The organism is Bradyrhizobium sp. LTSP857 (genome assembly GCF_000938285.1).
Taxonomy (GTDB): domain Bacteria; phylum Pseudomonadota; class Alphaproteobacteria; order Rhizobiales; family Xanthobacteraceae; genus Bradyrhizobium.
This window is the reverse complement of sequence record NZ_JYMS01000007.1, coordinates 59,074-84,403: the sequence shown is the minus strand read 5'-3', so window position 1 is coordinate 84,403 and position 25,330 is coordinate 59,074. Positions and strand designations below refer to the sequence as shown.

General features: G+C 63.4%; 23 protein-coding genes. 14 read left to right on the top strand and 9 right to left on the bottom strand.

The features are described 5' to 3' along the window. Nucleotides 1-107 precede the first annotated feature (107 nt). A complete protein-coding gene (locus tag UP06_RS01915) occupies nucleotides 108-755 on the bottom strand; it encodes an alpha/beta hydrolase (RefSeq protein ID WP_007591562.1) in 648 nt (215 codons plus the stop codon). A gap of 348 nt (nucleotides 756-1,103) precedes the next feature. Here UP06_RS01915 and UP06_RS01910 point away from each other — a divergent pair, with 348 nt between their 5' ends. From UP06_RS01910 to UP06_RS01875, 8 genes are all read left to right on the top strand, one after another. Continuing rightward, complete coding sequence (locus tag UP06_RS01910; protein WP_045000014.1) at nucleotides 1,104-2,261, top strand: cysteine desulfurase family protein; 1,158 nt, start codon at nucleotides 1,104-1,106, stop codon at nucleotides 2,259-2,261. A gap of 94 nt (nucleotides 2,262-2,355) precedes the next feature. Then, a complete protein-coding gene (sufB, locus tag UP06_RS01905) occupies nucleotides 2,356-3,852 on the top strand; it encodes a Fe-S cluster assembly protein SufB (RefSeq protein ID WP_045000013.1) in 1,497 nt (498 codons plus the stop codon). Between the two features lie 132 nt (nucleotides 3,853-3,984). Continuing rightward, the gene (gene sufC / locus UP06_RS01900; RefSeq protein ID WP_045000011.1) at nucleotides 3,985-4,740 is read left to right on the top strand and encodes a Fe-S cluster assembly ATPase SufC; all 756 of its coding nucleotides are present in this window, start codon (nucleotides 3,985-3,987) and stop codon (nucleotides 4,738-4,740) included. Nucleotides 4,741-4,751: 11 nt separating this feature from the next. After that, on the top strand, nucleotides 4,752-6,056 hold the full coding sequence (sufD, locus tag UP06_RS01895) for a Fe-S cluster assembly protein SufD (protein ID WP_045000009.1): 1,305 nt from the start codon (nucleotides 4,752-4,754) through the stop codon (nucleotides 6,054-6,056). Next, nucleotides 6,053-7,300: a cysteine desulfurase gene (locus UP06_RS01890; RefSeq protein WP_045000008.1), complete on the top strand. Its 1,248-nt coding sequence runs from the start codon at nucleotides 6,053-6,055 to the stop codon at nucleotides 7,298-7,300. Before sufD ends, UP06_RS01890 begins: the two co-directional genes overlap by 4 nt. Next, nucleotides 7,297-7,668: an SUF system Fe-S cluster assembly protein gene (locus UP06_RS01885; RefSeq protein ID WP_045000007.1), complete on the top strand. Its 372-nt coding sequence runs from the start codon at nucleotides 7,297-7,299 to the stop codon at nucleotides 7,666-7,668. The genes UP06_RS01890 and UP06_RS01885 overlap by 4 nt, the downstream gene beginning before the upstream one ends. 64 nt (nucleotides 7,669-7,732) lie before the next feature. Then, nucleotides 7,733-8,143 carry a HesB/IscA family protein gene (locus UP06_RS01880; RefSeq protein ID WP_082081206.1) on the top strand — a complete coding sequence of 137 codons (411 nt, stop codon included), beginning with the start codon at nucleotides 7,733-7,735 and terminating at the stop codon, nucleotides 8,141-8,143. Between the two features lie 183 nt (nucleotides 8,144-8,326). After that, nucleotides 8,327-8,749: a TfoX/Sxy family protein gene (locus UP06_RS01875; RefSeq protein ID WP_045000005.1), complete on the top strand. Its 423-nt coding sequence runs from the start codon at nucleotides 8,327-8,329 to the stop codon at nucleotides 8,747-8,749. Between the two features lie 80 nt (nucleotides 8,750-8,829). Here UP06_RS01875 and fabA read toward each other — a convergent pair whose 3' ends face one another. The 4 genes from fabA to UP06_RS01855 form a co-directional block, all read right to left on the bottom strand. After that, complete coding sequence (fabA, locus tag UP06_RS01870) at nucleotides 8,830-9,360, bottom strand: bifunctional 3-hydroxydecanoyl-ACP dehydratase/trans-2-decenoyl-ACP isomerase (protein WP_045000004.1); 531 nt, start codon at nucleotides 9,358-9,360, stop codon at nucleotides 8,830-8,832. Nucleotides 9,361-9,472: 112 nt separating this feature from the next. After that, the gene (locus tag UP06_RS01865) at nucleotides 9,473-10,540 is read right to left on the bottom strand and encodes a GGDEF domain-containing protein (RefSeq protein WP_045000003.1); all 1,068 of its coding nucleotides are present in this window, start codon (nucleotides 10,538-10,540) and stop codon (nucleotides 9,473-9,475) included. Nucleotides 10,541-10,693: 153 nt separating this feature from the next. Then, nucleotides 10,694-12,256: a DEAD/DEAH box helicase gene (locus tag UP06_RS01860; RefSeq protein WP_045000002.1), complete on the bottom strand. Its 1,563-nt coding sequence runs from the start codon at nucleotides 12,254-12,256 to the stop codon at nucleotides 10,694-10,696. Between the two features lie 289 nt (nucleotides 12,257-12,545). Further along, a complete protein-coding gene (locus UP06_RS01855) occupies nucleotides 12,546-13,508 on the bottom strand; it encodes a helix-turn-helix transcriptional regulator (protein ID WP_045000001.1) in 963 nt (320 codons plus the stop codon). Between the two features lie 201 nt (nucleotides 13,509-13,709). Between UP06_RS01855 and UP06_RS01850 the strand changes: the two genes are divergently transcribed. The 3 genes from UP06_RS01850 to UP06_RS01840 all read left to right on the top strand — a co-directional run bounded on the left by UP06_RS01850 (nucleotide 13,710) and on the right by UP06_RS01840 (nucleotide 17,653). After that, on the top strand, nucleotides 13,710-15,236 hold the full coding sequence (locus UP06_RS01850; RefSeq protein WP_045000000.1) for a caspase family protein: 1,527 nt from the start codon (nucleotides 13,710-13,712) through the stop codon (nucleotides 15,234-15,236). 214 nt (nucleotides 15,237-15,450) lie between these two features. After that, entirely contained in the window at nucleotides 15,451-16,707 is a 1,257-nt protein-coding gene (locus UP06_RS01845) for an FAD-dependent oxidoreductase (protein WP_082081205.1), read from the top strand. Nucleotides 16,708-16,885: 178 nt separating this feature from the next. Beyond that, complete coding sequence (locus tag UP06_RS01840) at nucleotides 16,886-17,653, top strand: outer membrane protein (RefSeq protein WP_044999999.1); 768 nt, start codon at nucleotides 16,886-16,888, stop codon at nucleotides 17,651-17,653. 365 nt (nucleotides 17,654-18,018) lie between these two features. Here UP06_RS01840 and UP06_RS01835 read toward each other — a convergent pair whose 3' ends face one another. From UP06_RS01835 to parE, 4 genes are all read right to left on the bottom strand, one after another. Beyond that, entirely contained in the window at nucleotides 18,019-18,789 is a 771-nt protein-coding gene (locus UP06_RS01835; protein ID WP_044999998.1) for an SDR family NAD(P)-dependent oxidoreductase, read from the bottom strand. A gap of 21 nt (nucleotides 18,790-18,810) precedes the next feature. Further along, nucleotides 18,811-18,996: a hypothetical protein gene (locus UP06_RS01830; protein WP_044999997.1), complete on the bottom strand. Its 186-nt coding sequence runs from the start codon at nucleotides 18,994-18,996 to the stop codon at nucleotides 18,811-18,813. Nucleotides 18,997-19,326: 330 nt separating this feature from the next. Beyond that, a complete protein-coding gene (locus UP06_RS01825; protein ID WP_044999996.1) occupies nucleotides 19,327-20,112 on the bottom strand; it encodes an outer membrane protein in 786 nt (261 codons plus the stop codon). 414 nt (nucleotides 20,113-20,526) lie between these two features. Next, the gene (parE, locus tag UP06_RS01820) at nucleotides 20,527-22,572 is read right to left on the bottom strand and encodes a DNA topoisomerase IV subunit B (RefSeq protein ID WP_044999995.1); all 2,046 of its coding nucleotides are present in this window, start codon (nucleotides 22,570-22,572) and stop codon (nucleotides 20,527-20,529) included. Nucleotides 22,573-22,845: 273 nt separating this feature from the next. On the opposite strand from parE, the gene UP06_RS01815 reads away from it, so the two are divergent. The 3 genes from UP06_RS01815 (at nucleotide 22,846) to argC (ending at nucleotide 25,251) form a co-directional block, all read left to right on the top strand. Beyond that, a complete protein-coding gene (locus tag UP06_RS01815) occupies nucleotides 22,846-23,376 on the top strand; it encodes a DedA family protein (RefSeq protein ID WP_044999994.1) in 531 nt (176 codons plus the stop codon). Nucleotides 23,377-23,602: 226 nt separating this feature from the next. After that, entirely contained in the window at nucleotides 23,603-24,271 is a 669-nt protein-coding gene (locus UP06_RS01810; protein WP_044999993.1) for an FMN-binding negative transcriptional regulator, read from the top strand. Beyond that, entirely contained in the window at nucleotides 24,268-25,251 is a 984-nt protein-coding gene (gene argC / locus UP06_RS01805) for an N-acetyl-gamma-glutamyl-phosphate reductase (protein WP_044999992.1), read from the top strand. Before UP06_RS01810 ends, argC begins: the two co-directional genes overlap by 4 nt. The last annotated feature ends 79 nt before the right edge of the window (nucleotides 25,252-25,330 follow it).

The following is a 25,330-nucleotide window of genomic DNA, read 5'->3' as shown; positions in this document are numbered from 1 at the left end:
CGCGCCTTAGTTTCGTAGCCCGGATGGAGCGAAGCGCAATCCGGGTCTTGTGTCCGCGGATGGAGTTTCCCGGATTTCGCTACCGCTACATCCGGGCTACAAGGCCCTCAGCGCACGTTGGCCAGACGCATGTCGAGATAGGCGGTGATGGTTTCCATCAACGGCTCGAGCTTGGCGTCGAAGAAGTGGTTGGCGCCGGGGATGACCTGCTGGTCGATCACGATGCCCTTCTGCGTCTTCAGCTTCTCAACCAGCGTGTTGACGTCCTTCGGCGGCACCACCGCGTCCTTCTCGCCATGCACGATGAGCCCGGAGGACGGGCAGGGCGCAAGGAACGAGAAGTCGTAGAGATTGGCGGGCGGTGCGATCGAGATAAAGCCTTCGACCTCGGGGCGACGCATCAAGAGCTGCATGCCGATCCAGGCGCCGAACGAGAAGCCGGCGACCCAGCAGGCGCGCGCTTCGGGATTGATGGTCTGCGCCCAGTCGAGCGCGGCTGCGGCATCCGACAATTCGCCGGTGCCATGATCGAACGAGCCCTGGCTGCGCCCGACGCCACGGAAGTTGAAGCGCAGCACCGAGAAGCCGCGATGCGCGAACGCGTAGTAGCACTGGTAGATGATCTGATGATTCATCGTGCCGTGGAACTGCGGATGCGGATGCAGGACCATCGCGATCGGCGCGTTCTTCTGCTTGGCCGGGTGATAGCGGCCTTCGAGGCGGCCAGCAGGGCCGGTGAAAATAACTTCAGGCATGGATGATCTCTTGATCCCTTGAAGACGGTGGTCCTCAACAACCAACCGATTGTGCGGACTTCATCGGCAGCGACGCCGACCAAACCGCGAATGGAAGGGTGGAGCGGCGCCCTCGGATGATGCGCGAGCGGCGCGCGGTGAACTGACGCGCGCGTTCTAACATGAGGCGTGGGTCAAAAAGCAAGCATCTTGAACATCCCACAACCGGCTCAAGGTGTTAGCGTGTCACCGCCGCGTCATGGCCAAAGGTCGATTTGGAATCGCGGTTGCCAAGCGCCCGACAGGGGCCCATGTCGGGGACGGAGGCGGGCGGACCAGAGCCCGCGCACAGGGTAATATATTACTTTCATGCCGAGCCGCGTCTATCTCGACTGGAATGCGACCACGCCGCTGCGCGCCGAGGTACGGGCGGCGATGCTGGCCGCCTACGAGCTGATCGGCAATCCATCCTCGGTCCATGCCGAGGGGCGGGAAGCGCGACGGCTGGTCGAGGACGCCCGTGCGGCATTGGCGGTGGCCGTGGGCGCGCTGCCGCGGAACGTCGTCTTCACCTCGGCCGGGACCGAGGCCAATGCGCTGGCGCTGTCACCCGGCCTGCGCGGCCCATCTGGCAGACCCGTGCAGCGGCTTCTGGTTTCGGCGATCGAGCATGCCTCGGTGATGGCCGGTGGCCGGTTCCCGGCGGCTGCGGTTGGCCAGATCCGGGTTGCACGCTCCGGCGTGGTTGATCTCGATCATCTGAAGGCGCTCCTCAGCGAGGGCCCCCCGGCGCTGGTCTCCATCATGGCGGCCAACAACGAGACAGGCGCGATCCAGCCGGTCGCCGAGGCCGCACGGATCGTTCATGAGGCCGGGGGCCTGCTGCACGTCGATGCGATCCAGGCGCTTGGCAGAATTATGTTCAATATTAACGCGATAGGCGCAGACCTTGCGACTTTTTCTGCACACAAGATCGGCGGCCCCAAGGGGATTGGCGCGCTGGTCGTGGCGGAGGGGATTTCTGGCTTGGAACCGGTTCTGCGCGGCGGCGGGCAGGAGCTTGGCCGGAGGGCGGGAACCGAAAATGTCGCGGGTATCGCCGGCTTCGGCGCGGCCGTGAAAGCCGCCCTTCAGGCTCTGCCGAAGGATGCGGAGCGGATGATAACTCTCAGGAATCACTTGGAAAAAGGTCTGTGTGCCGCAGCCGGCGCGACCGTCTTCTCCGAGGACGTACAGCGGTTGCCAAATACCGTTCTATTCACCGCCCCCGGGATGAAGGCCGAGACCGCTGTGATCTGCTTCGATCTCGAAGGCATCGCCGTGTCCTCGGGTTCGGCCTGTTCCTCGGGAAAGGTCCAGCCGTCTCACGTCCTGTCGGCCATGGGGTTCGATCCCGCAATGGCTCAGGGAGCGGTGCGCCTCAGTCTGGGCTGGTCCACGGAACTGGAGGACATCAATAGGGCGTTAGAGGCTTGGCGAAAGCTCGGTAATACCCTACTTAGAGAAGAGCGACGAAACACGGCTTGAACGGTTCTAAGCGCGTGCTTTCGGCAAAAAAACATCGTAGTACTCGTCCGAGTTTGATCCACCGCGGTCCTTGAAACCGCGAGCGGAGGATAGAATGCCAGCCGTCCAAGAGACGGTCGAGCGCGTCAAGCGCATCGACGTCGACCAGTATCGTTATGGGTTTGAGACCCTGATCGAGTCCGACAAGGCCCCCAAGGGGCTGTCGGAAGACACCGTCAAGTTCATCTCCGAGAAGAAGAACGAACCCGCCTGGATGCTCCAGTGGCGGCTCGAAGCCTATCGGCGCTGGCTGACCATGACCGAGCCGACCTGGGCCCGCGTCGACTATCCCAAGATCGACTTCCAGGACCTCTATTACTATTCGGCGCCGAAGCCGAAGAAGACGATCAGTTCGCTCGACGAGATCGATCCGGAGATCCTGAAGACCTACGAGAAACTCGGCATTCCCCTGCGCGAAGTCGCCATGCTCGAAGGCGTCGAGCCCAAGCCCGGCGATCAGGATCCGGCCCGGCGCAAGATCGCGGTCGACGCGGTTTTCGATTCGGTGTCGGTTGCGACCACGTTCCAGGCTGAGCTGAAGAAGGCCGGCGTGATCTTCATGCCGATCTCGGAGGCGATCCGCGAGCATCCCGAGCTGGTGCAGAAATATCTCGGCTCCGTGGTGCCGACCTCGGACAACTTCTATGCGACGCTGAACTCGGCGGTGTTCTCCGACGGCTCGTTCGTCTACGTGCCGCCGGGCGTGCGCTGCCCGATGGAGCTGTCGACCTATTTCCGCATCAACGAGCGCAACACCGGCCAGTTCGAGCGAACGCTGATCATCGCCGACAAGGGCTCCTACGTCTCCTATCTCGAAGGCTGCACCGCGCCGCAGCGCGACGAGAACCAGCTGCACGCCGCCGTGGTCGAGCTCGTTACGCACGACGATGCCGAGATCAAATATTCGACGGTGCAGAACTGGTACCCCGGCAATTCGGAAGGCAAGGGCGGCATCTACAATTTCGTCACCAAGCGTGGCGACTGCCGCGGCGACCGCTCCAAGATTTCCTGGACCCAGGTCGAGACCGGATCCGCGATCACCTGGAAGTACCCGAGCTGCATTCTGCGCGGCGACAATTCCAGCGGCGAGTTCTACTCGATCGCGATCTCCAACGGTTACCAGCAGGTCGACTCCGGCACCAAGATGATCCACCTCGGCAAGAACACGTCGAGCCGAATCATCTCCAAGGGCATCGCCGCCGGCAAGTCGCAGAACACCTATCGTGGGCTCGTCACGGCGCATCGCAAGGCGACCGGCGCGCGCAACTTCACGGCCTGCGATTCCCTGCTGATCGGCGACAAATGCGGCGCGCACACCGTGCCGTACATCGAAGCCAAGAACTCGTCGGCGACGTTCGAGCACGAGGCGACGACCTCAAAAATCTCCGAGGACGTGCTGTTCTACTGCGTTCAGCGTGGCCTTTCGCAGGAAGAAGCGGTTGGCCTGGTCGTCAACGGCTTCGTCAAGGACGTGCTTCAGCAGCTCCCGATGGAGTTCGCGGTGGAAGCGCAGAAGCTGATCTCGATCTCGCTGGAAGGATCGGTCGGCTAGCTCCGACCTCATCCTGAGGAGGTCGCGGAACGCGGCCGTCTCGCAGGATGAATGTTAGAACGGTTGTTGGCCTCATCCTTCGAGACGCGCCTTCGGTGCTCCTCAGGATGAAGGGATGGATGGAAAAAGATAATGACTGCTTTGCTTGAAGTGAAAGACCTCCAGGTTCGCGTCGAGGAGCGTGAGATCCTCCACGGGCTGACGCTGACCGTGAACGAGGGCCAGGTGCACGCGATCATGGGGCCGAACGGCTCCGGCAAATCGACGCTCTCCCACGTCATTGCCGGCAAGCCCGGCTATGAGGTCACGGGCGGCCAGATCCTGTTCAAGGGCGAAGACCTGCTGGAGATGAAACCAGAAGAACGCGCCGCCAAAGGCGTGTTCCTGGCGTTCCAGTATCCGGTCGAGATTCCCGGCGTTGCCACCATGAATTTCCTGCGCACCGCGCTGAACGCGCAGCGCAAGGCGCGCGGCGAGAGCGAATATTCGACGCCTGATTTTCTGAAGAAAGTCCGCGAGGTCTCGAAGTCCCTGAACATTCCGCAGGACATGCTCAAGCGCGGCGTCAATGTCGGCTTCTCCGGCGGCGAGAAGAAGCGCAACGAGGTGCTCCAGATGGCGCTGTTCGAGCCGAGCCTGTGCATCCTCGACGAGATGGATTCCGGCCTCGACATCGACGCGCTGCGGATTGCGGCCGACGGCGTCAACGCGCTGCGCTCGCCCAAGCGCGCGATGGTCGTGATCACCCATTATCAGCGGCTGCTCAACTACATCGTGCCCGACGTGGTGCACGTGATGTCGAAGGGCCGTGTCGTGAAGAGCGGCGGCAAGGAACTGGCGCTGGAGCTGGAAGCGTCCGGCTACGCCCAGTTCGAGGACGCCGCGTAAGGAATGTTGTGATGAACGTTGCTGTGGCAAAGACCGGAAAGGGCCGCGCGGTGAGCGATCTCTTCACCAGCGCTGAAGGCCGGCTGCCGGGTTCGCCCGCGGTGATCGCGGCACGTCGCGAGGCGTTCGAGACCTATGAGCGTCTCGGCCTGCCGCACCGCCGGATCGAGGAATGGAAATATACCGACCTGCGCGCGCTGGTCGGCGAGGTGCTGCCGCTTGCGGCCGCGCCCGATGCGGCTGCTCTGAAGCGCGCCGCGGATGCGGTGAAGGCGCATGCGATCGCCGGCGCCCGCAAGCTGGTGCTGGTTGATGGCGTGTTCGTGGCCGATCTCTCCGATGTGAAAGCGCTCGCCTCCGAGGTCGGCTTCAAGACACTGGGGGATACGCTTGCGAAGGATTCCGGTCTCCTGAAGACGGCGTCCAGCGATGCCGTGATTGCACTGAATGCGGCGATGGCGACCGACGGCGTCGTGCTGTCGATTGCTGATGGCGCGCAGCTGTCCGCGTCGATCCAGATCATTCATATCGCGACCGCTGCTTCGGCGTCGGCTTTCACCCGCTCGCAGATCGCAATCGGGAAGGGCGCTCGCGCTACGATCATCGAGACCTTCGTCGCGGCTGGCGCGACGGCCTACCAGGTCAACGATGCCGTCATCATCTCGGTCGGCGACAACGCCGACGTCGCACACATCCGTCTGATGGACGATGCGCCTGACGCGGTGAACATCACCTCGCAATTCGTCACGGTTGGCGCCAATACCAAGGTCAATTTCTTCAACATGACCACCGGCGCCGCCGTCAGCCGTTTGCAAGGCTTCATCACGCTGGCGGGCGAGGGCAGCGAGCTCTCCGCCAACGGCGTCAATCTGTTGCAGAAGACCGAGCATGGCGACACCACGCTGGTGGTCGACCATGCCGTGCCGAACTGCGTCAGCCGCGAGATCTTCCGCGCCGTGCTCGACGATCGCGCCCATTCGGTGTTCCAAGGCCGCATCATCGTTCGTCCCGACGCGCAGAAGACCGACGGCAAGATGATGATTCGGGCGCTGCTGCTCTCGGATGAAGCTGAGGCCTACAACAAGCCTGAGCTGGAAATCTTCGCCGACGACGTCTCCTGCGGCCACGGCGCCACCGCCGGCGCGCTCGACGACAGCCTGTTGTTCTATCTGAAGGCACGCGGCCTGCCCGAGAAGCAAGCCCAGGCGTTGCTGATCCAGGCCTTCGTGGGCGAAGCGATCGAGCAGATCGCCGATGATGATTTGCGCGAGCATGTGATCGGCATTGCCGAGCGTTGGCTGGAGCGGCGCCAATGAGCACGCATCCCGCAGTCAAGAACGGCGCCTATGACGTCGCGCGCGTGCGCCAGGATTTTCCGGCGCTCGCCATGCAGATCTATGGCAAGCCGCTGGTCTATCTCGACAACGCCGCTTCCGCGCAGAAGCCAAGCGCCGTGCTTGATCGTATGACGCAGGCCTATACGTCCGAATACGCCAACGTGCATCGCGGCCTGCATTATCTCGCCAATGCCGCGACCGAAGCCTATGAGGGCGGTCGCACCAAGGTGGCGCAGTTCATCAATGCGCCCCGCACAGAGGAAGTGATCTTCACCCGCAACGCGACGGAGGCGATCAATTTGGTTGCCTCGTCCTGGGGCCAGCCGAATATCAAGGATGGCGACGAGATCGTCATCTCGATCATGGAGCACCACTCGAACATCGTGCCCTGGCATTTCCTTAGGGAGCGTCAGGGTGCCGTGATCAAATGGGCGCCGGTCGACGATGAGGGCAATTTCCTCATCGACGAATTCGAGAAGCTGCTGACGTCCAAGACCAAGCTGGTCGCGATCACGCAGATGTCGAACGCGCTCGGCACCATCGTGCCGATCAAGGACGTCGTGAAGATCGCCCATGCCCGCGGCATTCCCGTGCTGGTCGACGGCAGCCAGGGCGCGGTGCATCTGCCCGTCGACGTCCAGGACCTCGGCTGCGACTTCTACGTCTTCACCGGCCACAAGGTCTATGGTCCCACCGGCATCGGCGTGCTCTGGGCCAAGTACGACCACCTCGTCGCGATGCGCCCGTACAACGGCGGTGGCGAGATGATCCGCGAAGTCTCGCGCGACATCGTCACCTATGGCGATCCCCCGCACAAGTTCGAGGCTGGCACGCCAGCGATCGTCGAGGCTGTGGGTCTGGGTGCAGCCATCGACTACGTCAATTCGATCGGCAAAGAGCGCATCGCCGCCCACGAGCACGATCTCGTCACCTACGCCCAGGACAAGCTGCGCGAGATCAACTCGCTGCGGCTGATCGGCACGGCGCGGGGCAAGGGCCCGGTGATCTCCTTCGAGCTCAAGGGCGCGCATGCCCACGACGTCGCCACCGTGATCGACCGCCAGGGCATCGCGGTACGCGCCGGCACCCATTGCGTCATGCCGCTTTTAGAGCGGTTCAATGTCACAGCCACATGCCGGGCCTCGTTCGGCATGTATAATACGCGGGAAGAAGTCGATCATCTGGCACAGGCGCTCTTGAAGGCGCGGGATTTGTTCGCATGAGTGACACGGCCGAAATCAAAGCCAATCCGATGGAAACCCAGTCGGCGCTGCCGCCGGAGGAGACCGAGCGTCTCACCACCGAGATCATCGCCGGGCTCAAGACTGTTTTTGACCCGGAAATCCCGGCCGACATCTACGAGCTCGGCCTGATCTACAAAGTCGAGATCAAGGACGACCGTTCCGTCGACGTGCAGATGACGCTGACGACGCCGAACTGCCCGGCGGCCGGCGAGCTGCCGACCATGGTCGAAAACGCGGTCGCCAGCGTCCCCGGCGTCGGCGTGGTCGACGTCAAGGTGATCTGGGAGCCGGCCTGGACGCCGGAACGCATGAGCGACGAGGCCCGCCTCGTGCTCAACATGTGGTGACGCGTACATACTGGCTTTGCACAACTGGCATTGAATTCGCTCGGCAACGGACCACATCACTGACATGACCCAAATATCGTCAGGCTCGACACCAGCATCCACTCCCAAGCCCCGGCGGCCCCGCCCGCAGGTGATGCGGCTGACGGACGCTGCCGCCCAGCGCATCAGCGAGCTGACCCAGCGCGCCGATTCCGAGATCGTCGGCCTGCGCGTCGGCGTGAAGAACGGCGGCTGCGCCGGCCAGTCCTACACGGTCGAATACGCCCATGATATCCGCCCGACCGATGAGGTCGTCGAGGACAAGGGCGTCAAGATCCTGGTCGAGCCCAAGGCTGTGCTGTTCCTGCTCGGCACCGAGATGGACTACAAGGCCGACAAGATGCAGGCCCAGTTCGTCTTCAACAACCCCAACCAGATCTCCGCTTGCGGCTGCGGCGAGTCGGTCGAGCTGCGGCCGGCGCAGATCGACGGGTAAGCCCGGCTGTCGCCAGTCACACCGCCGTCGTCCTGGCGAACGCCAGGACCCATACCGCGTGATCTCGCGGTGATGGACGGTGTCAGTACCAACGGCTGGCACGACTAGCAGTCATCGCTAAACTACCTCCTGTGGTTATGGGTCCCGGCCTTCGCCGGGACGACCATGGGGAGGCATGTGGCCATGGACCGCGAATTCCTGATCGACCTGTTTGCCGATTTCGGCCCCGTCACCATCCGCAAAATGTTTTCCGGCTACGGCATCTCCGCCGATGGCATCAACTTCGCGCTCGCCCTGCGTGCCGGCCTGTTCTTCCGCGCCGACGAGCACACCATCCCGGACTTTGAAGCGGAAGGCTCAAAGCCGTTTCAGTACTCGACCCGCGCCAAGACGGTGACGGTGAACTCTTATTGGCAATTGCCCGCGCGCCTGTTCGACGATTCCGAGGAGCTTCCGCAATGGGCGAGGGCGGCACTCGCCGCCGCTCAGCGCGCCAAGGTGAAGAAGCGGCCAAAAGGGAAGAAGGTGGCGAGCAATCCCGCGAAGAAGAGAGTGGCCAAGAAGTCGGTTCGTAGGGTGGGCAAAGCGAAGCGTGCCCACCGTTAGGATTGTCGTGGTGTGAGATGGTGGGCACGGCGCAGTGCGCCTTTGCCCGCCCTACGAGATGTCATATCGCGGGCGCGACTTCAGTCCACGGCCTTCGTCAGGCCAACCCTCATATCTTTGGCCGTGTAAACGCAGGTGCCGTCGGCCAGCACGCGGCCGTCGGCAAATCCCAGAACCAGCTTGCCGCGCCTCACTTGCCGCATGGCGACCTCATAGCGCACGCGTCGCGTTTGCGGTGTGACGGATCCCGTGAACGCCACCTCGCCGACGCCGATGGCGCGGCCCTTGCCCGGTGAGCCCGACCATCCCAGCCAATAGCCGATCATCTGCCACATGGCGTCGAGGCCCAGGGAGGCCGGCATCATGGCGTCACCGCGAAAATGGCAATCGAAGAACCAGTGGCCCGGCACAATGTCGAGCTCACCTACGATATGGCCTTTGCCAAACTCGCCGCCATCCAGGCTGATCTCGCTGATGCGGTCCATCATGAGCATCGGCGGTGCCGGCAATTGCGCATTGCCTGGGCCGAAATAGCCACCTTCGCTCGATCTCAGCAGTTCGTCCCTGGTGTAGGACGGTTGCGGGGAATGAAAATCATGGGGATTGGGCAAGACGACAAGTCCTCTGGGTGCTCGCGGTCAGGTGCCGTAAGGCGGCGAGGAAGATGTCGTTCGTCAAATAAGAATGTCAAGCGCGGGCGGCTGTTCGGCGCCTTGCTTGCGCTCACGCCACCCGGTTGTGGGTCTCGACCGCGTATTCCGGATCGGCTTCGCAGATCACGCGGTTGCGGCCGTTGCGCTTGGCGGCATAGAGGCAGGAATCCGCGCGCTCGATCAGCGCATCGGTGTCGTCGCCCTGCTTCAGCATGGAGACGCCGACGGAGATGGTGACGCGACCGAGGATCTCGCCGGTCGATTTCTTCTTCAATTCCTTCGCCATCACGGCGCGACGGATATGGTCGGCGACCGTGAGGGCCTGGCGCAGCGCGGTGTTGGGCAGCACGACTGCGAACTCCTCGCCGCCATAACGTGCGGTGATGTCCTGGCCCTTGATGGTCTGCTTCAAGGACAGGCCGACCAGCCGCAGCACCTGATCGCCGGTGAGATGGCCATAGGAATCGTTGAAGGACTTGAAGTGATCGATATCGAACAGCAGCAACGACAACGGCTCGCCTGAGGCAAGTGCGTTCTGCACGGCCATGCCGATCATGCGATCGAAATATTTGCGGTTGCCCAATCCCGTCAACGGATCGGTCAGGCTTTCGGCGCGGATCGCCTCGAGGCTCTGCTGGAGATTGCTGATCTCGTTCTTCGACAGGGTCAGCCGATCTTCCAGCGCCTTGTTGGTCTCGCGCATCTCGCCGGTCGAGCGCAGCAGCGTCTCGACGATCGCCTTGATCTGCTCGCGGCTCTTGGCCGATGACAGTTGTTCAGTCGCGCCCGACAGGCTGGCGTCGTAGGCGCCGGTCATGCCGAGCGCGTCGCCGAGGACATTCATCACGTCGTCGATCTCGCCGATGACGCGCGCGCCGACCTTGTCGATGCGGTCGGTGGTTTTGATATGGGAGAGATAGGTATCGTAGATCTGTTCCAGATCGGCTTCGGTCAGCTTGCCGCTGCGCGCCAGCGTCTCGTTGATGATCTTGTTGAGCGGCGCGTTGTAGCCGGTGGCGTAGACGTACCAGATCTCGTAATTGCGGGGGATTGCGGTTTGCTTGAGCGACCGGATCTGACCGAGCGCCACCTCGGCGAACGCCATCGTGCGTTCGTGTTCGTCGAGCACCTTGACCACAGAACATACCCCACAGCGGTCGGTGCGCCGCCGGCCGCAGCAATGCCTAAATTATGTTCGTAGGCTAACGGACGATTGTGAACGGCCGGTAAACGGCCGTTACTGGAGCGTCATCCGGAAATGTTCAAACGCAATCCGTAGGCGGATCGTGCTTTAGACGCGCACCGGCCGCAGCAGAAACGCCGGAAGGTGCGAATGGTCGCCGGGCTCCGTATCGGCCTCGCGCTGGCGGCGCGGTTCGGGCCGGCCGATCGAGGGCACATGCGATGGATTGGCCTGCTGGCGCGCGCCACCACGCGGCTCTGATGATTGCTTCGCTTCGCGCGGAGGCCTTGCCTCGCGTGCAGGCCTCGGCTCACGCGCAGGCCGCGCCTCGCGTTCAGGTCTTGGCTCACGTGCAGGTCTTGCCTCGGGAGCGGGCTGTGCTTCGGCCACAGGCCTTGCATCGCCATGCGGTTCGCGGGGCTCGTGGCTGCGCTCACGGTCGCGACCGCGTTGCGGCTTGCCGCGTCCGCCGCGGGAGCGGTCACGGTCCCGTCCGCGCGGCTCACGCGGGCGCTCACTCTGCTCGCCGGTGCTGGCCTGTACTTCGTAGTCGCCTTCGGCGCGCGGTATGCTCTGGCCGATCAGTTTTTCGATCGCAACCATCGACTTCTGGTCGAGTGGCGTGACGAGGGAGATCGCCATGCCGGACCGGCCTGCGCGGCCAGTGCGGCCGACGCGATGGACGTAGTCGTCGGGATGGTGGGGAACGTCAAAATTGAAGACGTGGCTGACCTCGGGAATGTCGAGGCCGCGGGCGGCAACGTCGGAGGCAACCAACAGCGGCAGCTCGCCCTTTCGGAATTGTTCGAGCGCCGCCGTGCGGGCCGACTGGTCCATGTCGCCATGCAGCGCGCCGACGCTAAAGCCGTGCTTCTGGAGCGATTTGTGAACGACGGCGACGTCGCGCTTGCGATTGCAGAAGATGATCGCGTTCTGAAGATCCTTGGCCTCGCGCAGCAGGCGTCGCAGCAATTCGCGCTTTTCATGCGCCTCGCGCCCGGCCGGGACCTGACACTGCGTAACGGTGACGGCGGTGGTCGCCGGCTTGGAGACTTCGACCTTCTGCGGATTGTGCAGGAAGGTTTCGGTGATGCGCCGGATTTCCGGCGGCATGGTCGCGGTGAAGAACAGGGTCTGCCGCGTGAAGGGAACGAGCTTGCAGATGCGCTCGATGTCGGGGATGAAGCCCATGTCCAGCATGCGGTCGGCTTCGTCGATGACGAGCAGCTCGACGCCGGTGAGCAGGAGACCGCCGCGTTCGGTGTGGTCGAGCAGGCGGCCCGGAGTTGCGATCAGGACATCGACGCCGCGCGTCAGCTTGGCATCCTGGTCGCCGAACGAGACGCCGCCGATCAGCAGCGCGACGTTGAGCTTCTGGCCGGCGCCGTAGCGGTCGAAGTTCTCTTTGACCTGCGCCGCGAGCTCGCGGGTCGGCTCCAGGATCAGGGTACGCGGCATGCGCGCTCGCGCCCGACCCTTTTCGAGGATGGTGAGCATCGGCAGCACGAAGGCCGCGGTCTTGCCGGTGCCGGTCTGGGCGATGCCGAGCACGTCCTTGCGCGCGAGGACGTGGGGGATCGCCTGTTCCTGGATGGGGGTGGGGGTGGTGTAACCGGTGGCCGCCACTGCGGCGAGGACTTTTTCGGATAGTCCGAGATTGGAAAAGGACATTGAGCCTCTGGTCGAAACCGCCGTTCGGAATCGAGGGTAATAAGGCTGTCGCGTTCCACCCCAAAACGGCGCGCTTTCAAAGAAGCTGGGGGTGCTGACTCACGCGAACAAAGCGCCAAGCTCAGGAATCGCTCTTCGATACCGAGCCGCGTCGACCCGGAACATAGGCGGGAATCGGCCAAAGTCAATGGAGCAACCGCGGGAAGGCCCTAAAAACCTTGAGGTTTTGCCCAAATAGCGGGCGCGGCTGAGTTTTTCAGCCTCCGTACCCGGCCCGGGCGTGAGGCGGTCAGCGTGCCTCCGAGGCCCGGGCCCGGAAATCGCCGGGCGCCATGCCATAGGCGGCATTGAAGACCCGGTAATAGGTCGCCAGGCTTTCGAAGCCGCAGGAGGTCGCGATATCCGCGATCAATCGCTCCGGCGCCTCGCGCATCAAGCGGCGGCTCTGGTTCAGCCGCTCTTCCGTCACCGTCTGCGAGAAGCTGCGGTCGGCGGCCTCGAACAGCATGTGTAGGTGGCGCACGGAGACGCCGAGCAGGTCGGCCACCTGCGCCGGCGCGAGATCCGGGTCTTTCAGGTGGCGCGCGATCAGGCGGCGGGCCAGCGACAGGCGGGCAGTCCGGAGCGCGGCCTGTCCGCGCCGGCTGCCGGGCCTGATGATGCCGCGCTCGATCAGCGCCAGATGCCCCAGCGCCTGCACGAGGGGCGTCGCCGCCGACGAACCATCATTCGCAGCGACCTCGCCGAGATCGGCAAAGCAGGCATCGAGCAGGGGCGCCAGGGTGGGATCATTGAAAATCTTGGGCGCAAGCTCGCGCATGCGCTTGTCCTGCGTCGCGAGGCCGCTCACGGGGATCTTCAGGATCCGCAGGTGAAATCCGGCAGCGCCCAGCGGCGTGGTGCGGTAGGGCAGGTCGGTATGGCTGGTCGCGAAGCTGCCATTGGCGATCGCGAAATCGCTGCCGCGCATGCCGCCGAACCACCCACCGTCGCCCAGCTGCTGGTAGACGCAGATGCTGTCGCCGGGCGCGTAGGCGATGTCGGCCTGGCTCCGTTCCACAGTGTAGGATGAGGCCTTCAGCTCGACCAGGCCGCCATTGCCGACCTGGCTCAGCGAGAATTCGCCGAAAAAGTCAGCCCGCCGTTCGCGCTCAAGCTCCGCCGTGACTCCGAACAGTCCCTTGGCGCGCACCTCGCGCCAATAGTCGAAGCGTTCATGCGGCTCGACCTCGTCCGTACACCAGCGATACACGACAGCCCCCGTCTCGAACGGAATCGTGCCTAAGAAAAAGCAGATTCCACTGGAATCTGCCATAGGCCAAATGGTGGATCGGCGACCCAGGCCGGTTGAACCGCCGCTCAGGCTGGACCGACTATCACATCAGCGGCGCAAGGTTCCCGATGAGCTCGTCGAGGGAGCCGTGGGGAGCCGTCCTGCAACGGGAATGTCACGATGACGCGTCGGCTTTTCAGAATTCTGGCAGCGCTTGGCCTGGCGGCGAGCCTCAGCGGCTTCGCAAGCGCCGCATACGCCGAAAAGCGCGTTGCGCTCGTTGTCGGCAACAACGATTACAAGAACGTTCCGAAACTTTTTAAGGCCGTCAACGACGCCCGCACCATGGGCGACACGCTCAAGCAGCTCGGCTTCTCGGTGATGGTGGCCGAAAATCAGAACCGGCAGCAATTCTCCGAGACGCTGCTCGCCTTCGACAGGACGATCGAGCCCGGTGACACCGCGTTCTTCTTCTACGCCGGCCACGGCTTCGAGATCGCGGGCCAGAACTATCTGCTGCCGACCGACGTGCCGGCGGCGAGCGAAGGCCAGGAAGAGCTGGTGCGCGACGCTTCCATTCTCGCCGACCGCATCGTCGAGCGTCTCCAGAACAAGAAGGCGCGAACCTCGATCCTGGTGTTCGATGCCTGCCGCAACAATCCGTTCGAGCGTAGCGGCACCCGCGCAGTCGCCGGCAGCGGCGGGCTCGCGCCGATGACGCAATTGCCCGAGGGCGTGTTCTCGGTGTTCTCCGCAGGTCCGCGCCAGACCGCGCTCGATCGTCTGTCCAACGACGACGCCAATCCCAATTCGGTGTTCACACGCACCTTCGCGAGAGAGCTGCTCCAGCCCGGCGAGAATCTCGTGCAGGTGGCGCAGCGCACGCGACGTCTGGTCAGCGAAATGGCCGACACCGTCAAGCACAAGCAGGTGCCGGTCTATTTCGACCAGATGGTCGACGACGTCTTCCTCAGCGGTATCGCCAAGGATGCAGCCGCAGCGGCCGCGGCGCGGCCGGCCGATCCGCCGCCACAGAAGGTTGCGGCACTGCCGCCGGTGTCGGTGCCGCGCGTACCGAAGGAGGAAACCACCAACGCGCCGATCGCGAGCTTCTCGCGCCATAATGGCGGCTGGTCGGTGGTGTTTTCCTTTGCTGATCCCACGATCGGAATTTCGTGGCGCATGGCCGGCAATGGCGATTTCCGCGAAACCGGCTTCATCGATACGCTCGATCCGCGCACGCGCAAGCGAATGCCGAACCCGTCGATCGAGCTGCCGCCGGACGCTGCGGCCGGCACTATCGAGGTCCGCTATGTCGATCAATCCGGCGACATGCAGGGGCCGTTCCCGATCAAGTTCGATCCCGAGGCCGCGCTGATCCGCGACCAGCGCAAGATCCTCGACATGACCGCCACGAGCTGGCTATCGTTCCGCGAGTTCAACGGGCTGCTCGTGTACTACACGCACCTCGTCTCCTACCGTTGCGCCATCCGCGAGGTGCGCATCGGCATCGACAGCGCCGTGCCCAACCAAGTGCTGAAGATGCCGCCCTGCGATCTCAGGGATCCCTCCGCTATCTCGGCCGGTATGCTGCTCTATCAGAAGCTTCCGCCAGCGACGCAGTTCATGTCGGTCGAATTGACCTATCGCGACGGCAGCGTGTCGGAGATCAAGAGCTTTCGGACGTCCAACCGCAGCAACAATTGAGCGGCGTCGTCGATCCAGCGCGTACACTCCCAACCCGTCATCCTGAGGTGTGAGGCTTGCGGTGCAACGCACAGCAAGCCTCGCACCTCAGGATGACGGATCGATCTTCTGCGCGCGGTCCCGAACACATCTTGGACGTTGTCAGGGGGCTATCCGTGACGCAGGCTGGCGCTACAATCCGTATTGCAGATCGAAGTGCCAGCGGAGCAGGATCATGGACACAGCCACATCGGATCACCCGGCATCGCGCTCCCTAAAAGTCCGCTGCTGCGTCGTCGGCGGCGGGCCGGCGGGCATGATGCTCGGCTATCTCCTGGGACGCGCCGGCATCGATGTCGTGGTGCTGGAGAAGCATGCCGATTTCTTCCGTGACTTTCGCGGCGACACCGTGCATCCCTCGACGCTCCAGGTGATGGACGAGCTCGGCCTGATCGACGGATTTTTGAAGCTGCCGCATCAGCGCTTGCAGAAGATGGACGGCCTGTTCGGCGGCACGCCGGTGCGGATCGCCGATCTTGGCCGGCTCAACACGAAATACCCTTTCATCGCCTTCATGCCGCAATGGGATTTTCTGAACTTCCTGCGCGAGGCAGGCCAACGCTTCGCCGCGCTGAAGGTGATGATGAGCACGGAGGCGGTCGACCTGATCCGCCGCGGCGAGACCATCGCCGGCGTGCGTGCGAGGACGCCGGATGGCATCGTTGACATCGAGGCCGACCTCATCATCGCCTGCGACGGCCGGCATTCCACGGTGCGCGAGTGCGCGGGCCTCGAGGTCGAGGAGATCGGCGCGCCGATGGACGTCCTGTGGTTCCGCGCCGGGCGGACTCCCGACGAGACCGAGAATGTGTTCGCGCGCGTCGAGCCCGGCAAGATGATGATCACCTTCGACCGCGGCGATTATTGGCAATGCGCCTATGTCATCGCCAAGGGACAATACGAGGCGGTGAAGGCGAGGGGATTGCAGGCTCTGCTCGACGACATCGTGCGCATGGCGCCGGTCCTCAAGCGCGGAATTGCCGACGTGAAGAGCTTTGACGACGTCAAGCTTCTCACCGTCGCGATCAACCGTCTGCCACGCTGGACGCGGCCGGGCCTGCTCTGCATCGGTGATGCCGCACACGCGATGTCGCCGGTCGGCGGCGTCGGGGTCAACCTCGCCGTGCAGGATGCGGTCGCGACCGCGAACCTGCTTGCGGACAAGCTGACGCGCGGCTGTCCATCTGAGGGTGAACTCGATGCCGTGCGCCGCCGCCGCGAGTTTCCGGTGAAGATGACGCAGGCGATGCAGGTGGTCGTGCAGAACAACATCATCAGCGGCGCCTTGAAGCCGGGCAACCAGCCGCTGAAGGTGCCGCTGATCATTCGCCTCATCACCGCGCTGCCATGGCTCCAGGGTATTCCGGCGCGCTTCCTTGCGCTCGGCGTCCGGCCAGAGCATGTGCAATCGAAAGCCGCACCTGCGCCATAGCGCAGCAATTCGGTAGGGATAATTTCGCGTTAAATTGCGCGCCGCGCGTTGCGCGCGTGCAACAGCGCCAACGGATTCAAGGACCGCCATTGGCGAATCCGGCGCCTTAACTTTCTTGATTCAAATTTGAGTAAGAACTGCGTGTGAGCGTGCGCCATCAAAGGACACGGGGTGTACCATGCGTAACAAGTTGATTGCTGCCTTCGTCTGCACGACCGCTCTGGTTTCGACTGGCGCCGCTTCCGCTGCCGATCTCGGCGCGCGCTACACGAAGGCGCCTGCTTATGCGGAGCCGCTGTTCAACTGGACCGGCTTCTATGTCGGCGGCCATATCGGTGGCGCCTGGACCAATGAGCAGTTCATCAACAATGGCGTCGGTGCGCCGTTCGGCGATCTGACGCCTGGCCAGGGCTATCGTCAGCGTAGTGCCGGCATCATGGGTGGCGCCCAGATCGGCTACAACTGGCAGGCCAACAACTACGTGTTCGGCATGGAAGGCACGATCTCCGGCCTCAACAACAAGGGCACCGTCGTCAACACCGCGTTCGGCGCTGGCGACGACGTCTTCAGCTGGCGTGCGAACGTTCTCGCGACCGTTGTCGGCCGCGCCGGCTTTGCCGTGCAGAACAACCTCTTCTACATCAAGGGCGGCTATGCCGGCGTGAACAACCGTATCAACGTCTCCGACACGGTCGGCCCGTTCACGGGTTCGGGTGGTCAGACCCACTGGGCCAATGGCTGGACCGTCGGCGCCGGTTGGGAATACGGCATCACCCGCAACTGGATCGTCGGCCTCGAGTACAATTACGCGGCCTTCGCCAGCCAGACCTATCAGCTCGGTGGCACCTCGGGCAATTACAGCTTCGATGCCAAGCCGCGTGACATCCAGTGGGCCGTTGTCCGCGCCAGCTACAAGTTCGACGCGCCGGTCATCGCGCGCTACTGAGCACGTCAACGAACGATCAGCAAAAAAGAGCACGACCAACAATTAAGGCCCCGGCTTCGACCGGGGCTTCTTTTTGGGTGAGACAGTGAAGCTCCAGGGCGATTCCCCCGGCACTCCTTCGTTTTGCGGGTCGCGCAGCAAGGGGTTCCGGCTTCATTTCTGGAGCTGGAATATGCACTTCTATGTGCATATAAGTGCAATGCGTCAGTAGTATTTGCCTATTTTTTGTGGCGTCTGCGCAACGCACGTACGGAAAGTGAACCTGCATCCATCGCCAACAGCGGTTGCGCGTGGTCAGGGGCCCATCGCCAGAGCAAAGCCCCGGCATATGCCGGGGCTTTTTTTTCGTAGGCCGGACAAACGTCTTAGGCCATCACCGAGAATCCGCCATCGACGGGGATCGCCGTGCCGGTGACGAAAGCGGACGCGGGTGAGGCCAGGAACACCGCGATGCCCGCGAAGTCGTCGATGTCGCCCCAGCGTCCCGCAGGCGTGCGCGCCAGCACACGCTCGTGCAGTCCCGACACTTGCTGCCGTGCGCCGCGCGTCAAGTCAGTATCGATCCAGCCTGGCAGGATGGCATTGACCTGGATGTTGTCGGGCGCCCAGGCGTTGGCGCAGGCGCGGGTGTACTGCACGATGCCGCCCTTGCTCGCCGCATAGGCCGTCGCGAAGCTTGCGCCGAAGATCGACATCATCGAGCCGATATTGATCACCTTGCCGTTGCCCGACGCCTTGAGCGCCGGATAGGCCAGCTTCGAGCACATGAAGGCGCTGGTGAGGTTGGTCGCGATGACCTTGTTCCATTCGTCGAGCTCGAGCTCGTGCGGGGGCTTGCGGATGCTCATGCCGGCATTGTTGATGAGGATGTCGATGCGGCCGAGATCCTTGACGACGCGTTCTATCATCGCGGCGACGGCCGCCGTGTCGGTGACGTCGGTGGTGACGGCGATCGCCTTCACGCCGCGCTGTTTCAGATCGGCAATTGCGGCGGCCGACTTGGTTTCGTTACGTCCGACCACCGCGATGTCGGCGCCGGCGTCGGCTAGTCCGTGCGCCAGGCCGAGCCCGATGCCGCCATTGCCTCCTGTGACGATCGCGACTTTGCCGCGGAGATCGAACCGGCTGGATGTCATGCTTTTATTCCCTGGTTTCTTCTATTGGTTGCTCTGCCAGATCAGCACCAGCCCGAAACCTGCCATGGCTGCGCCATAGCCGGCCCATTGCAGCTGGTTGACCATGAAGCTCGATCGCGGCCAGGCGACGGTGCCCGTGCCTTGCCCGATCCAGAGCAGCCCGACGGTGAGAGCAAACAGGCCTGCGATCAGCAGAAATCTGCGCATGCATTCCTCCCCATGGGTCCGCTTCTGCCGCGGCTCGCGGCATGAACGATCGCCGCAGGTCGCGAAAACTTGCGGCCAGACTAGCCGTAGCTTCGGTACGGATACAATGGCTGCGAGCGCAGGCCGCGGGGAGGACGCATGTCCGCGCGGAAGATCATCTTGGGCGTCGCGGATGGTGCAAGGCGATCGCCGATGCCCATTCGTCAGCGATCGAAGAATCGCTCGACCGCTCATATCGAGCCTTGAAGGCGAGTATCGGTCGCTCAAGCCTTCCAAAACGAAAAAGCCCCGGACGATGCCGGGGCTTTGACGTTTGAACTTGCGTTCAGATCAGTACTTCGCGACGACCGGACCGGTCCAGTTGAAGCGGTAGACCAGCGAGGTCGAAATCGTCTGGTTCCAGCTGTTGGCGCGGATGCTGTTGACGCCGGTCGGCAGGTTGGTGGCGTCGGAGAGCTCGTCCCGGGTCTTCGCATTGTAGAAGGCCGAGCGATATTCGGTCTTCATGAACCAGCCGGGCGAAGAGATACCGAACATGTTCAGGCTGTTCTCGACACCGCCGCCGACGAAGAAGCCGTTGCGGTTGTAGCCGTTGAGGTGGATGCCGCTCGGAGCGCCAGCCAGGGTCATGAAGCTGGTGCTGCCGAAGTGGGCGCCAGAGTAACCGCCGTTGACGTAGGAGAGAACGTTCGGAGCGACCAGCCAGCCGAGGCGCACACCAGCGGCCCAGGAGTCTTCCAGCTTCTGGTTGCCGGTGAGGTTGAGGATCGGATCCTGCACGGTGGAGCGGAGGCTGCCGAACTGACCGTCAGCGAACACGCCGGCGACCCAGGTGCCGCTGAACTGCCAGTCGTAGCCGAGACCGACGGTGCCGAACCAACCCGAACCACCCTGACGCTGGGTGATGGTCAGCGGGACCGCGCCGACGGTCGACTGGATGGACTGGTCGGAGTTCGAAAGACCGCCGCCGCCACCGCCGAAGATGTAGAAGCCGGTCCAATTGGCGACAGGCGCCATCATCGGGGCCTTCACGTAAGGACGGGCAGCAAGGTCGGCCGCCGAGGCCGAACCGGTCATCGCCGCAACCGCGGTCAGAGCCAGCAAAATCTTCTTCATGATAAAATCCCCAACTTGGTCTGTAGCAGGCGCGAGCGCACTGAAGTTCGTGTCATCTGATGCCCGGACTATAGACGCTTCTCGCCGAAATGCTGTTGCAGGGCAGGCACAGTCGCCGGAAAACGCCGGCCGGCGCGGATTTGTGGGCGCATCACAGATTCAATAAAAATGATGTAGATTCAAATACTTAGTAGCATGTTCGGATTTTGGTTTCGGGTAACTTCTCGTTAGCAATTCGGCTTTGTCCGAAACGGAGGCAGTCTTGCCTCAGCCTTTGGCGCTGGTGAGTCGTTGGCCGAGTCGCGAATTCGCGTGCCGATCGCTCGGCAGGAATCATCGGGAAAGCGCTGTGCAGCCGCCAAAAATGAAAAAGCCCCGGCCTTGAGCCGGGGCTTTTGATGGAAAATCGCGACTTCAGACGTCGAGCAGATCCTCGTTGGCGAACTCGGCCTTGTCGGAGATGAACGCAAAGCGCGCTTCCGCCTTGGTGCCCATCAGGCGCTCCACCGAATCCGCCGTGGTGTCGCGGTCGTCGGCGAGCAGGACCACCTTCAGCATGGTCCGCCTGGCCGGATCCATGGTGGTCTCCTTGAGCTGCGCCGGCATCATCTCGCCGAGGCCTTTGAAGCGGTTCACCTCGACCTTTGCATTGGCGTTGAACTCGCTCTTGATCAGCGCCTCCTTGTGCGCGTCGTCGCGGGCGTAGATCGACTTGGTGCCGTGAGTCAGCTTGTAGAGCGGCGGCACCGCGAGGAAGAGGTGGCCCTGGTCGATCAGCGGCCGCATCTGCCGGTAGAAGAAGGTGATCAGCAGCGAAGCGATGTGGGCACCGTCGACGTCGGCGTCGGTCATGATGATGATGCGCTGATAGCGCAAATCCTCTTCGCGATACTGCGCGAGCATGCCGCAACCGATCGCCTGCACGAGGTCGGAGAGCTGGGCGTTCGCAGTCAGCTTGTCCTTGCCGGCGGAGGCGACGTTGAGGATCTTGCCGCGCAGCGGCAGCACGGCCTGGGTCTTGCGATCGCGCGCCTGCTTGGCGCTGCCGCCTGCCGAGTCGCCCTCGACGATGAAGAGTTCTGAGCCTTCGGTGCCGGCATCGCTACAGTCGGCGAGCTTGCCCGGGAGGCGCAGCTTCTTGCCGGCAGTTTTGCGCGCGGTCTCTTTCTCCTGGCGCCGGCGCAGCCGCTCCTCGGCGCGATCGACCACGAAATCGAGCAGCCTGTTGGCCATGTTTGGATTGCCCGACAGCCAATGGTCGAACGGATCCTTCATCGCCTGTTCGACGATGCGCTGCGCTTCGGCGGTGGCGAGACGATCCTTGGTCTGGCCCTGGAATTCAGGCTCGCGCACGAACACGGAGAGCATTACGGCCGCACCGACCATCACGTCTTCCGAGGTGATGGAGGCGGCGCGCTTGCCCTGACCAACGCGCTCGGCGTGGTCCTTCAGGCCGCGCAGCAGCGCGCTGCGCAGGCCGGACTCATGCGTACCGCCGTCGGGCGTCGGCACGGTGTTGGTGTAGGACGACAGGAAGCCGTCGGCGTCCGCAGTCCAGGCCACCGCCCATTCGCAGGCGCCATGCGCGCCGTTGCGGCCCGACTTGCCGGAGAAGATGTCGGGGTGCACCAGCGTGTCGGCGTGGATGGCGGCTGCGAGATAATCCTTCAGGCCGCCGGGGAAGTGGAAGGTCGCTTCCGCCGGGACGTCCTCGACGCCCTTCAACAGCTCAGGCGCGCAATTCCAGCGGATCTCGACGCCACCGAACAGATAGGCCTTCGAGCGCGTCATCTTGAACAGGCGCTGCGGCTTGAACGCGGCCTTGGCGCCAAAAATGTCGGTGTCGGGCTTGAAGCGCACGCGCGTGCCGCGGCGGTTGTTGATCTTGCCGAGATCCTCGAGCTTGCCCTTGGGATGGCCGCGCTCGAATGTCATGCGGTAGAGTTTCTGGCTGCGCGCGACCTCGACCTCGAGCAGGGAGGAGAGGGCGTTCACCACGGAGATGCCGACACCGTGCAGGCCGCCCGAGGTCTCGTAGACCTTGGAGTCGAACTTGCCGCCCGAATGCAGCGTGCACATGATGACTTCGAGCGCCGACTTCTTCGGAAATTTTGGATGCGGATCGACCGGGATGCCGCGGCCGTTGTCGGTGACGGTCAGGAACCCGTCCGCGCTGAGCTCGACCCCGATGAAGGTCGCGTGTCCCGCCAACGCCTCGTCCATCGAGTTGTCGATGACTTCGGCGAAGAGGTGATGCAGCGCCTTCTCGTCGGTGCCGCCGATATACATGCCGGGCCGGCGCCGGACCGGTTCCAGGCCTTCTAGCACCTCAATGTCGGCCGCCGTGTAGTCGGCTTCAGCGTCGCCTGCCCGCGAGGCCGCCTTGGCGGGCGCGCGAGGCTTCGGCTCATCGCCGCCGAAGAAATCGTCTTTTGCTTTGGGCTTCAACTGCTTGGACATATATTTTGATGCACTTTGAGGGCCGCAGAGGCGGCGAATCGGTTGGCGTGACTATGCCACTTCTGGCTTGGAAAGGTCACCGCAAGGCGGGCCGGGCGCTGTGGTTGGGAGCCAATCCCGGCGATTTTACGCCGCAGGCCCGCCAATTCCCGTCAATTTGACGTCCTGGTCCGGTCAGAGCCGGGATTTGTGACTTGATGTCACACAAGTCCCTGGCTTACCAGTGCTTTTCATCGAGCAGGACCCTGAGGCGGGGCGGGAAGGCTATCTGGAATGGAGCAGTTTGCGCACGCACTGGCCGACTTCGTGCGCGCTCACCAGGCCTGGGCCGCTCCGATCGTGTTCCTGCTGGCCTTCGGTGAATCGCTGGCGTTCATCTCGTTGCTGATCCCGGCCTGGGGTGCGCTGGTGGCGATCGGCGCGCTGATCGGGGTGAGCGGCATCAGCTTCTATCCGCTCTGGATTGCCGGCGGCATCGGGGCGGCGCTCGGCGACTGGGTCTCCTACTGGTTCGGCTACCGCTACAAGGAGCAGGTCGCGCAGATGTGGCCGCTCTCGCGGTATCCGGATCTGCTCCCGAGGGGTGAGGCCTTCGTGCGGAGCTGGGGCGTGCCCAGCATCTTCATCGGCCGCTTCTTTGGCCCCTTGCGCGCCTCGGTGCCGCTCGCCGCCGGCATTTTCGAGATGCCCTATTGGAGTTTCCAGGTCGCCAATTTCGTTTCGGCCCTGATCTGGTCGGCGGCGCTGCTGCTGTTCGGCGACGTGATCGCCAAGATCATGGAATGGCTCTGGCGGGTAATCTGACGCCTTGAACCTTGACGGAAACCTCATCTGGCATTATAGCCGCGCGCCATGATCAACGCCGCGACCATCCTGTTCGCCCGTCGCCGCCGCCGCTCTTTAGCGGTTTGGGCGGTCGATCGCGTTTGAGATCATCGTCTTTGCCGCTGGACCCGATCCGCGGCATTCTCTCTCCTGTCAGCGCGATCTGATCCGGCGGCTCCCCACGGAGGCCCAGCAGGAGACCACGATGTACACGCCACCCTTTTTCAAGCAGGACCGCGCCGCGAGCCTGAAATTCGCCGACGCGCGCGGCTTTGGCACCATGTGCGCCTTCGACGGGGAAAAGCCGATCGCATCAGCGCTGCCGTTCTATCTGACCTATGCCGATGACGGCACGCCGCATGTCGCCTTTCATGTCGCCCGTCACAATCCGCTGCTAAAGCTTGCGGACGGCGCGACCTCCTGGCTGCTCGCGGTCAACGGGCCCGATGCCTATGTCTCGCCCGACTGGTACGTCTCGCCGGATCAGGTGCCGACCTGGCTCTACCAGTCCGTCCATTTGAGCGGGCCGGTGCGGCTGTTGTCGGATGACGAGCTGTCGGTGCAGATCGACACGCTCAGTGACAAGTTCGAGACTTGGCTGCTGCCGAAGAAGCCGTGGACCTCGGGCAAGATGACGGCGGGCCGGTTCGAAGCGATGAAGAAGGCGATCGTGGGTCTGGTGATGACGGTTGAAGAGGTCGAAGGCAGCTTCAAGCTCAACCAGCACAAGTCCGACGCCGATTATACCGCGATCGCCAATGCGCTCGGCGCGCAACCCGCTGCCGACGCCAGACAGATCGCGCAACTGATGCAGGACGTGAGGCCGGAAGCCTTCGCGGACGAAACCAACAAGCTCGAAAGGAGCGTGCCATGACTCTCGTTGACACCAAGCAAGCACCGACCACGGGCGTCGCAAAAAAGTCCGCGACCGTCTTCGTCGACGGCGGCTCCGGCACCACCGGGCTCGGCATCAACGAGCGCCTGAAGCTCCAGAGTGACGTCGTGGTGAAGACCATTGCCGACGACAAGCGCAAGGATCCTGCGGCCAAGAAGGCGCTGATGGAGGAGGTGGATCTCGTCATCCTCTGCCTGCCGGACGATGCCGCCAAGGAAACCGTCGCGCTCATCGACAGCATGGGCGCCTCGGGGCCGAAGGTGCTGGACGCCTCCACCGCGTACCGGGTCGCACCCGACTGGGCCTACGGCTTTCCGGAGCTCGCACCGGACCAGGCCGGCAAGATCAAGGCCGCGAAAAAGGTCTCTAATCCCGGCTGCTATCCGACCGGCGCGATCGCGCTGCTGCGGCCGATCGTCGATGCCGGCCTGTTGCCGCAGGACTATCCCGTCACCGTCAACGCGGTGAGCGGCTATTCTGGCGGCGGCAAGTCGATGATCGCGAACTATGAAGACGGCAGCGCGCCGTCGTTCGAGCTCTATGGCCTCGGCTTCGAGCACAAGCATCTGCCGGAGATGCAGCTCTATTCGAACCTGACGCGGCGGCCGATCTTCATCCCCTCGGTCGGCAACTACCGGCAGGGCATGCTGGTCTCGGTGCCGCTCCAGCTCGACACGCTGCCGGGCAAGCCGAGCGGCGCCGATCTCCAGGCCGCGCTGGCCAAGCGCTACGCCGGCTCGAAATACGTCTCGGTGATGCCGCTCCAGAACGAGGCGACCAAGGGCGGCAAGCTCGAGCCGGAGGCGCTCAACGAGACCAACAAGCTCGAGCTCTACGTCTTCGCCAGCGACAAGCACCACCAGGCTGTGCTGGTTGCCCGGCTCGACAATCTCGGCAAGGGCGCCTCGGGCGCGGCCGTGCAGAACATGCGGCTGATGCTGGGATTGGCGGAGGAGTAGGGCTTTGTGCCCCGGACGCAGCGCAGCGCCTCTTGGCGGTGTGCTGCAGAGCCGGGGCCCATTCTTGCTTCGCTGGTGG

Coding starts and splice junctions, on each gene's coding strand:
- argC (WP_044999992.1), top strand. CDS start 24,268: ATGACTCTCGTTGACACCAAGCAAGCACCGACCACGGGCGTCGCAAAA.
- sufB (WP_045000013.1), top strand. CDS start 2,356: ATGCCAGCCGTCCAAGAGACGGTCGAGCGCGTCAAGCGCATCGACGTC.
- UP06_RS01835 (WP_044999998.1), bottom strand. CDS start 18,789: ATGACATCCAGCCGGTTCGATCTCCGCGGCAAAGTCGCGATCGTCACA.
- UP06_RS01910 (WP_045000014.1), top strand. CDS start 1,104: ATGCCGAGCCGCGTCTATCTCGACTGGAATGCGACCACGCCGCTGCGC.
- UP06_RS01825 (WP_044999996.1), bottom strand. CDS start 20,112: ATGAAGAAGATTTTGCTGGCTCTGACCGCGGTTGCGGCGATGACCGGT.
- UP06_RS01810 (WP_044999993.1), top strand. CDS start 23,603: ATGTACACGCCACCCTTTTTCAAGCAGGACCGCGCCGCGAGCCTGAAA.
- UP06_RS01875 (WP_045000005.1), top strand. CDS start 8,327: ATGGACCGCGAATTCCTGATCGACCTGTTTGCCGATTTCGGCCCCGTC.
- UP06_RS01890 (WP_045000008.1), top strand. CDS start 6,053: ATGAGCACGCATCCCGCAGTCAAGAACGGCGCCTATGACGTCGCGCGC.
- parE (WP_044999995.1), bottom strand. CDS start 22,572: ATGTCCAAGCAGTTGAAGCCCAAAGCAAAAGACGATTTCTTCGGCGGC.
- UP06_RS01880 (WP_082081206.1), top strand. CDS start 7,733: ATGACCCAAATATCGTCAGGCTCGACACCAGCATCCACTCCCAAGCCC.
- UP06_RS01860 (WP_045000002.1), bottom strand. CDS start 12,256: ATGTCCTTTTCCAATCTCGGACTATCCGAAAAAGTCCTCGCCGCAGTG.
- UP06_RS01915 (WP_007591562.1), bottom strand. CDS start 755: ATGCCTGAAGTTATTTTCACCGGCCCTGCTGGCCGCCTCGAAGGCCGC.
- sufC (WP_045000011.1), top strand. CDS start 3,985: ATGACTGCTTTGCTTGAAGTGAAAGACCTCCAGGTTCGCGTCGAGGAG.
- UP06_RS01885 (WP_045000007.1), top strand. CDS start 7,297: ATGAGTGACACGGCCGAAATCAAAGCCAATCCGATGGAAACCCAGTCG.
- UP06_RS01830 (WP_044999997.1), bottom strand. CDS start 18,996: ATGCGCAGATTTCTGCTGATCGCAGGCCTGTTTGCTCTCACCGTCGGG.
- UP06_RS01840 (WP_044999999.1), top strand. CDS start 16,886: ATGCGTAACAAGTTGATTGCTGCCTTCGTCTGCACGACCGCTCTGGTT.
- UP06_RS01845 (WP_082081205.1), top strand. CDS start 15,451: ATGGACACAGCCACATCGGATCACCCGGCATCGCGCTCCCTAAAAGTC.
- UP06_RS01850 (WP_045000000.1), top strand. CDS start 13,710: ATGACGCGTCGGCTTTTCAGAATTCTGGCAGCGCTTGGCCTGGCGGCG.
- UP06_RS01815 (WP_044999994.1), top strand. CDS start 22,846: ATGGAGCAGTTTGCGCACGCACTGGCCGACTTCGTGCGCGCTCACCAG.
- sufD (WP_045000009.1), top strand. CDS start 4,752: ATGAACGTTGCTGTGGCAAAGACCGGAAAGGGCCGCGCGGTGAGCGAT.